The following is a 4,361-nucleotide window of genomic DNA, read 5'->3' on the forward strand; positions in this document are numbered from 1 at the left end:
AGCAATCATGCCGGGCCCGGCAGGCCGCCACCGCCCAGCATGGCCGCCGAGCGGGTCACGAAGAAAGTAACGGGGGGGGGGACCGCGTTGGTGCCGGAGGCCTGCGGCACGGCGCAGCCGGTGAGGGCGACGGCTGCGAGAGCGATCGCGAAAGCGGGTAGGGGCGAGTGGCGGTTCATGAGACTCCGACGTGAAGAAATGCATGCAGGTGCGCGAGCGGTACGCGAATGAGAGTCGCGACATGGCACCAGCGCGGTGGCGTGGGTTACTGCGAGAAGGCCAGTTCGGGGGTGCGGGCGAGCGCCGCACCCCCGAAGGTAGATCAGAGTGTGTCGAGGAGGTCTTTCATCGTGGCGATCTCCGTGGTCTGTGCCTCGATGATCGTCTCGGCCAGGGCGACCGCGTCACTGTTCTGGCCGTTGTGGACTTCGTCTTGGGCCATTTCGACGGCACCCTGGTGGTGCTCGATCATCTGCTCGAGGAACAGACGGCTGGCGTCCGCCCCGGTGGCATCTTCGAGGGCCTGCATGTCGTCGTCGGACATCATGCCGCCGCCGTGGTCCATGCCTTCCATGTTGGAGGTATCAGCGCCCCACTCTTCGAGCCACTGCTCCATCTTCTGGATTTCGGGGCCCTGCGCTGCCTTGATCTCTTCCGCGAGGGCGGCGACGCGCTCGTTGACGCCGTCCTTGCTGAGGAGCATGTCAGACATCTCGATGGCCTGAGCGTGGTGCTCCTTCATCATGCTGGCGAACATGATGTCGGCGTCATTGGCGTCCGCCGACGCCGGGGCGGAGCTGCTGCTCTCGTGATTCATGCCGGGCATATCGCCTCCGCCGGAGGTGTTTCCAGCGCAGCCGGCAAGGGCGAGCACAGCAGTGAGAGTGAGTGCGGCGGTCGCCGCAAAACGGGTCTTCATGATGGTTCTCTCCAAGAGTCGATGATGGTGCCCAGCGAGACAGGCTGGGCGAGGGGGCGTTGCCCATAGAACGGGCATGCCAGCCATCAGGTGCGACTGATGCAGAGAACGGTGAGAGACGGCGGCCGCAGCGGGTACAGCGCGCCGCGAAGCGCAAAACGTGAAAGGAGCGGACCAGGGGTTTCGGTGAGTGAGCGCCACCAGGCGGGCGGCCGGGTGACCAGCACTACGGCGATGAGGAGCGCGAGAACGCAGGCCATCCACGACATGCCGTGATCGTCAGAGCACGTCGCACAGCCCGTCTCATCCATCGCTGCAGCTTCGCCTGAGGCGTGTGCGGGGTGAGCGTCGGCATGCGCGGGTGCGACCGCGATGGTTTCGCTGTGCCCGGAGGGCATGGTGTGCGTGTTCATCGAGTGCATCGCCAGAAGCCCGAAGATCACGGAAAAGGCGACGGCGACGACGGTCAGCAGGGTGCGGGTGAGGGTGCGCTGGTCATGCACGCGCCGTGCGATCGTCGTCAACACTGTCCCACCTCCCTTTCTTCCAGGGTACGTCGCCGCCGCCCATGCGCCTACTTGTCGACGACGGCGTCCGGGCTGAGGTTCAGCCGTCGCAGCAACTGCGCATTCAGCGCGACAACGATCGTGGATAGTGACATCAACACTGCACCGACCGACATCGGCAACACGAACCCGACGGGGGCGAGCGCACCGGCAGCCAACGGCACCGAGAGAAGGTTGTACCCGGCGGCCCACCAGAGGTTCTGTTTCATCTTCCGGTAACTGGCCCGCGACAGCTCAATCACGGAGATCACCGATCGGGGGTCGTCGCTGGCGAGGATGACACCTGCGGAGGCGATCGCAACGTCCGTTCCTGCACCGATCGCAATCCCTACGTCTGCCTGGGCGAGGGCGGGGGCGTCGTTCACGCCGTCACCGACCATCCCGACCTTGCGGCCTTCGTTTTGCAGTTCTTTCACCTTGGAGGCTTTGTCCTCCGGACGGACCCCGGCGAAGTACCGGTCGATACCCAGCTCGCCGGCGACGGACGCGGCGACCGCGTCAGCGTCACCGGTGATCATGACCACCTGCACGCCGCGCTCGTGAAGCGCAACGACCGCGTGACGCGACTCGGAGCGGATTTGATCCGCGAGGCGCAGCGCGCCCGTCACCTGACCGTCGACGAGCACGTGGAGGATGATCGCACCCTCACCGCGCCACTCGTCGGCAACCGGCAGCTCGGCGGCGTGTTCTTGCTCGAGCATGTACGGGCCGCCGACCTGCACGACGTGTCCGTCGACACGGGCACGCACCCCCACGGCGGGGGAGGATTCAAAATCGGTCGATCGCGGAACGGTGAGGTTCTTCTCTTTCGCTGCGTTGACGATCGCACGGGCGAGGGGGTGCTCGGAGTCCGCTTCCGCGGCCGCCGCCCACGCGAGCAGCTGATCGGCGTCGGCCCCTGTGACGGGATCGATCGCGGTCACGGCGGGGGTGCCCTTGGTGAGCGTGCCGGTCTTGTCGAACAGGATCGTGTCGACGGTGCGCATGCTCTCCAGGGCGAGACGATCCTTGATCAGCACACCTCCACGGGCGGCGCGTTCGGTCGCTATCGACACGACCAGTGGGATCGCGAGACCCAGCGCGTGCGGGCAGGCGATGACCAGCACGGTGATGGTGCGGATCACGGCTGCCTCGGGCTGGCCGACGAGAGTCCACACAATCGCGGTGATCGCGGCAGCGCCGAGCGCGAACCAGAACAGCCACCCCGCTGCCTTATCCGCGAGTCGTTGCGCCCGCGACGATGAACTCTGCGCCTCCGTGACCAGTTTCTGGATGCCCGCGAGTGCGGTGTCTTCACCAATGGCGGTGATCTCTACCCGCACCCCGGAATCGGTGGCTACGGTTCCAGCGATTACCGGGTCACCATCGCTGCGGCGCACCGGCCGAGACTCTCCGGTGATCATCGACTCGTCCATGCTGGCCGAACCCTGCACGATCCGCCCATCCGCGGGGACCCGCCCGCCCGGACGCACCACCACCACGTCTCCGACCTGCAGATCAGCCGGTGCGACGGTGACAGTGGTGTCTCCGTCGACCTTCTCCGCCTCGTCGGGCAGCAATGCGGCGAGGGAATCCAACGCCGACGTCGTCTGGGCGAGGGAACGCATCTCGATCCAGTGGCCGAGCAGCATGATCACGATCAGCAGCGCCAGCTCCCACCAGAAATCCAGCTCGTGGTGCAGCAGCCCGATGCTCGCCCCCCAGGAGGCGAGGAACGCCACGGTGATCGCGAGGGCGATCAGCAGCATCATCCCCGGTTTGCGGGCACGAAGTTCACCGACCGCACCGGTCAGGAACGGGGCACCGCCCCACACGTACATCACCGTTCCGAGAGCCGGTGACACCCACGCGACCCACGCCGCGTCCGGCAGCGGGTACCCCAGGATCATCGAGAACATCGTCGAGAATCCGACCACCGGCACGGCGAGGAGCAGCATGATCCAGAACAGGCGCCGGAACTGCCCCACATGATCCCCGTGGCCGCCATGCCCGCCGTGACCGGCGTGATCTTCGTGGCCGCCGTGCCCGGTGTCTTCGTGCGGTGCAGCGTGATCGTGGCTCATCGCCCCATGGTCGTGCTCCGTCGTTGCCGCCGCCGTGTGGTTGCGGTGCGCGGTGTGATCGGTGTGTTCGTCGTGCTGGCTCATCGGAGACTCCTTGCTCAGGTGCGCCCGGGGTAAGCCGGACGCCGACAGATGCAACTCAGGGCTGGCTGGTCGCGAGAGCGTAGCCGGCCTCCTCCACCGCAGCCTTCACAGCGGCGGGGTCAACCGGGGCGGTGCTGCGGATGGTCACCCGGGAGGTGCCACCCGCGTTGAGATCCACGGTGACGGACTCGACACCGTCGACAGCGCCCAGCTCCTCACTGACGCTCGATGCGCAATGCGAGCATGTCATCCCGTCGACGAGCACCTCCGATGTGACCGCAGAATCGTCGTGGACGGCTGTCTCTGTGTTCGATGGGGCAGCGCAGCATGCGCAACCAGCGTTCGCATCCGTCAGTCCCAGCTCGATGCGATCAGTCATGGTGTTCTCCTTTACTAAACAGACGTGTGGTCATGAACGAACCAGGCGGGCGATGGCTTCGTTGGCCTCACGAACCTTCTCCGCTGCGAAGTCGCCACCCTCAGCACTTGCCTGAGCGACGCAGTGACTCAGATGATCGCTCAGCAACGACAACGCCACCGTCTCCAGGGCCTTCGTCGCCGCAGAGACCTGCGTAAGGATGTCGATGCAGTACTTGTCCTCATCAACCATCCGGGAGATCCCCCGCACCTGGCCTTCGACGCGATTCAACCGCTTCCCTGTGCGTCAGGATGGGGTGAGACACCAGCACTGCTGACCTTCGCACTGCACGGGGCGAGAACGGACCAATA

At 65.8% G+C, this 4,361-nt stretch carries 5 protein-coding genes; all 5 read right to left on the bottom strand.

Translation table 11 applies throughout. The features are described 5' to 3' along the window. Window positions 1–322: 322 nt before the first annotated feature. The 5 genes from CJ226_RS17710 to CJ226_RS17735 all read right to left on the bottom strand — a co-directional run bounded on the left by CJ226_RS17710 (window position 323) and on the right by CJ226_RS17735 (window position 4,281). The gene (locus CJ226_RS17710) at window positions 323–919 is read right to left on the bottom strand and encodes a DUF305 domain-containing protein (RefSeq protein WP_180964654.1); all 597 of its coding nucleotides are present in this window, start codon (window positions 917–919) and stop codon (window positions 323–325) included. An 86-nt stretch (window positions 920–1,005) separates the two neighbouring features. Further along, complete coding sequence (locus CJ226_RS17715) at window positions 1,006–1,446, bottom strand: DUF6153 family protein (RefSeq protein WP_042538298.1); 441 nt, start codon at window positions 1,444–1,446, stop codon at window positions 1,006–1,008. 47 nt (window positions 1,447–1,493) lie between these two features. Then, on the bottom strand, window positions 1,494–3,632 hold the full coding sequence (locus CJ226_RS17720; protein ID WP_180964655.1) for a heavy metal translocating P-type ATPase: 2,139 nt from the start codon (window positions 3,630–3,632) through the stop codon (window positions 1,494–1,496). Between the two features lie 55 nt (window positions 3,633–3,687). Continuing rightward, on the bottom strand, window positions 3,688–4,011 hold the full coding sequence (locus tag CJ226_RS17730) for a heavy-metal-associated domain-containing protein (RefSeq protein WP_060921756.1): 324 nt from the start codon (window positions 4,009–4,011) through the stop codon (window positions 3,688–3,690). Between the two features lie 30 nt (window positions 4,012–4,041). Beyond that, on the bottom strand, window positions 4,042–4,281 hold the full coding sequence (locus CJ226_RS17735) for a metal-sensitive transcriptional regulator (protein ID WP_102209983.1): 240 nt from the start codon (window positions 4,279–4,281) through the stop codon (window positions 4,042–4,044). Between the last annotated feature and the right edge of the window lie 80 nt (window positions 4,282–4,361).

The sequence above is a fragment of the Microbacterium sp. UMB0228 genome, from assembly GCF_002871415.1.
In the GTDB taxonomy this organism is placed as follows: domain Bacteria; phylum Actinomycetota; class Actinomycetes; order Actinomycetales; family Microbacteriaceae; genus Microbacterium.

Coding starts and splice junctions, on each gene's coding strand:
- CJ226_RS17710 (WP_180964654.1), bottom strand. CDS start 919: ATGAAGACCCGTTTTGCGGCGACCGCCGCACTCACTCTCACTGCTGTG.
- CJ226_RS17720 (WP_180964655.1), bottom strand. CDS start 3,632: ATGAGCCAGCACGACGAACACACCGATCACACCGCGCACCGCAACCAC.
- CJ226_RS17730 (WP_060921756.1), bottom strand. CDS start 4,011: ATGACTGATCGCATCGAGCTGGGACTGACGGATGCGAACGCTGGTTGC.